Origin of the sequence: Parathalassolituus penaei (genome assembly GCF_026626885.1) — a bacterium.
GTDB lineage: Bacteria > Pseudomonadota > Gammaproteobacteria > Pseudomonadales > Oceanobacteraceae > Oceanobacter > Oceanobacter penaei.
The window spans coordinates 1-3,512 of the sequence record NZ_JAPNOA010000008.1 but is presented as its reverse complement, the minus strand read 5'-3'; the positions used below and the strand labels follow the sequence as shown (position 1 = coordinate 3,512).

Genomic DNA, 3,512 nt, shown 5'->3' with positions numbered 1-3,512 from the left:
CCTGGCAGGTATGAAAGACTCCAAGGTGATTGTGGCCATCAACAAGGACGAAGAAGCCCCGATTTTCCAGGTGGCAGACTACGGCCTGGTGGCAGACCTGTTCGAAGCTGTACCTGAGCTGGAAAGCAGTCTCTGAAGACGATGCCTCCGGTGAGCACCGGAGGTATCTGTGTGCCCGCAGCGGCTGGACCGCATGCGGGCGCATCTGTTTTACGGATCAACCCATGATAAAAAGAACGAGGGTATCCATGCAGTCATACGCGTCCGCACATACGCCATTCATCAATCGCAACGTTGGTAGCACCAGTACTGACCGTGGCGATATCGACCCGCAACAATTCCTGCGCGGTTTTTTTGGTCATGACAACATGACCGACAATCTCCAGACCCGCCGTCTGCATAGCCAGGCGATGAATATCGAATGCCATGCGCTCGGTGATCTCAGTATCGCCAGAATCCTGTTCCGCCAGTCTGCCAGCATGACCAGCCGCAGCAGTGCCGACGCCTGTTACCTGCAACTGGTGGTCAGTGGTCACTGCCTGACCAATGTTGAGCAGCAACTGCAGGAACTGAGCAGCGGTGATTCTCTGATGCTGAATCCTGGTAGCCAGCGCTACAGCAGTTATCCCGCCGGCTGTGAGCTGGTTGTGGTGCGTATTCCACGCAGCAGCCTGCTACAGGCCGCCATTGAATTCGGCTTCAGTCGCACCCGCCAGGAAATCCGCTTCTGCTCAGAGCCTCTGAGCCGCGAGCAGGCCGGCAGCCTGTTCCACCTGCTGCAAGCCATCATGGTGCAGCTGCCACAGTCGATTGCCGGCAATGCCGGTGACTACTACGATCGCCTGTTAAGCTTGGCGATACTGCGTGCTTTTCCAACCAATATCCCGGTTTCCCAGAGCAATAACAGCCTGGGACGTCCGAGTGCTCATCCTCATATCGAAACCATCCGCAGCCATGTACTGCGCCGTATCACCGATGATTTTGATATCGAACAGCTGGCAGGGCTTTGCCATGTCAGTACAAAAACCCTGTACAACATCTTTAATCGTGAACTGGGTATTACACCGGCAAACTACATTCGGGGAATCAAGCTGGAGGCGGTACATCAGGAACTGAGTAACGCAAAAGACATTCGCAACGTTACCGAAGTTGCCATCCGTTATGGATTCACCAACCTCAGCCGTTTTTCGAATCAGTATCGGGAAATGTTTGGAGAGCTGCCCTCTGCCACTCTTAAAAACGCTCGCCGTATTGGCTCCAGAGCCTGAAACCTGACAAGAGAGTCTTATGCGTGGCAGGGGGAAGATCCTGACAAAAAACCCGGGAACCATGTCCCGGGATTGACCAATTTTACGGCCGGTTTGTACTCTGAACCGCACATGGCTATCCGAATCAAGGAGAGCGTTTATTGATTCGGAGAGCCAACGGGAAGTAACAGCAGAGACACCGGAAGCCATCCAGCGCCTGAGCAATCTGCCCATCACGCCCGTGGCGGATTTATCAGAAACCGTTACGTAAAACAGTCATAAGTCAGAACGTGCCGTGCCTGAAACTCAGGCACGGCCATCAGATCAGAACTTGTACATCGCCATCACTTCGAGCTGCTTGCCCTTTGGACGGATGTTCGGGAATGGACCACCTGCAGGGGTGTGCAGAGTATTCAGACTCTGGGTACGCCATTCAACACCCAGATCAACGCCAGGCATGTAGGTGTAAATCAGGTTCAGGTTAGCAGAGCTGAACTTGGTATCAGCAGCATCATCGACGTTCACAGCACCATAACGGGCGTTACCACGCAGCACTTCGCTAAACTGGTGTTTGTAACCCACGTGATAACCAGTCTGGGCAATCAGTTCACCGTCCTGCACATCGATAGTATTCAGGTTACCACCACCCGCGGCACCACCCACGCCGAAACCGGAGTAAGCACCCATACCTTTACCAGAGAAAGCGCTCACCTGCAGGCTGTCTTTACCGAATTCAAACTTGGCACCGGCCTGAGCACCCATACCCAGCTTGGAGGCCTTAGGATCATTAACAGGGTTCTGCAGAACATCACGAGCGGTACCGGTTACCGCATAGGTAACAGTGCCGGCTTTGGCGGTGTAACTGGCTACCATGTCGGGGTAAGATGCATCCGGATTGATTGGATCCTGAGCGGTCAGACGCAGACCACCGTCCACATAGTGAACCAGCATTTCAGGACGCACAGTACCGCCGTTACCAGCGATGGTGCCGAAACCAGGGCCCCAGAAGTTGATCACTTCAGTATCAATTGCGGCAGAACCAAAGAATTGACCGCCCCAGGTCTGACCTACGGTCACCTTGTCAATGGTCATGAAAGCATGACGCATACGGAACAGGCTCGCACCCGCAGAACTCTGGTTGCTGGAACTGTTGGCGCTGTAACTGTTGCCGTAGAAGTCACCTTCAACAAAGCCGGTTACGCTGTGGCCGTCAGCCATTTTGCTGACTTTAACGTTGATACGGGACTGACGGGCGCTGCCTTCAAAAGAGTTTTCGGCAACACCACCGGCATTGGTGTCAGGCTTGTTGAATACACCATCAACCTTGAAATAACCGCCGATGGCGATTTTGGTGCCGTTGATATCGGCTACATCCAGGGCGTTAGCAGACAGTGCAGCCGTGGCGGAGATAATGGCCAGGGCAAGTTTGGTTGTTCTCATGCTCGTGCTCTTCTAGTTATTGTTTACGGTATACACATTTTCTCTGCACGACTGTTTGATTGATATACATATACTGCAAGGCATGGACGTTTTGTGCAAAGTTGTCTTCGACCAAAGGCGCAAATAGAGAGGTGCCGAAATCCGAGGTATAAACAGGAAAAACAACGTGCTGAGCCGGGTCAGATTCACCCCAGGAAGCGTATAAAGGCAACACGAGAAGAACCTCACAAAGCCTGCAAGGCGGAAGAGTGGCTAACGGCAAGAGCCGTCACAGGGATGTAAGAAACAGGCTGTAAAATGTATTCAGAAGATTATCTGCTCACATAAGATGAGCCATCTTGCCTTGGCAACTGGCACAAGAAAATAGCCGGTAAATGACGATCAGGCCTGTATGTTTTTCAAACTGAATTTATTAGCTCCAAAATNGATAGCTTGGCTATCGGGGCTTTGATTAGATGCTTGACGATGACCTACTCTCACATGGGGAGACCCCACACTACCATCGGCGATACTGCGTTTCACTTCTGAGTTCGGAATGGATTCAGGTGGTTCCACAGTTCTATTGTCGTCAAGCAAACCGTTTTGCTGATGCGTCCGTCTTATGCTCCGTAGAGCCGCGCGCTGTCAGCGAATAGGGTTGGATACATGATTTGAATATTCTCGTTTTTTGCGAACCGACGTCACTGGTCGATATTACGTAAACCGTTTACCGGTTTGGGTGTTATATGGTCAAGCCTCACGGGCAATTAGTATCAGTTAGCTCAACGCCTCACAACGCTTACACACCTGACCTATCAACCTGGTGGTCTTCCAGGGCCCTACAGA

General features: G+C 52.2%; 2 protein-coding genes, 2 rRNA genes and 1 pseudogene. 2 read left to right on the top strand and 3 right to left on the bottom strand.

Annotated elements, in window-relative coordinates; genetic code table 11:
• Window positions 1-136, top strand: a pseudogene (locus OUO13_RS02205) (electron transfer flavoprotein subunit alpha/FixB family protein); the annotation flags it as partial.
• 112 nt (window positions 137-248) lie between these two features.
• Window positions 249-1,268, top strand: a complete 1,020-nt coding sequence (locus tag OUO13_RS02200; protein ID WP_283172210.1) for an AraC family transcriptional regulator — start codon at window positions 249-251, stop codon at window positions 1,266-1,268.
• 303 nt (window positions 1,269-1,571) lie between these two features.
• Here the strand turns inward: OUO13_RS02200 and OUO13_RS02195 are convergent, their stop codons facing one another.
• From OUO13_RS02195 to OUO13_RS02185, 3 genes are all read right to left on the bottom strand, one after another.
• Window positions 1,572-2,687: a hypothetical protein gene (locus OUO13_RS02195; protein WP_283172209.1), complete on the bottom strand. Its 1,116-nt coding sequence runs from the start codon at window positions 2,685-2,687 to the stop codon at window positions 1,572-1,574.
• A 457-nt stretch (window positions 2,688-3,144) separates the two neighbouring features.
• Window positions 3,145-3,260, bottom strand: a 5S ribosomal RNA gene (rrf, locus tag OUO13_RS02190).
• A gap of 152 nt (window positions 3,261-3,412) precedes the next feature.
• Window positions 3,413-3,512, bottom strand: a 23S ribosomal RNA gene (locus tag OUO13_RS02185); the annotation flags it as partial.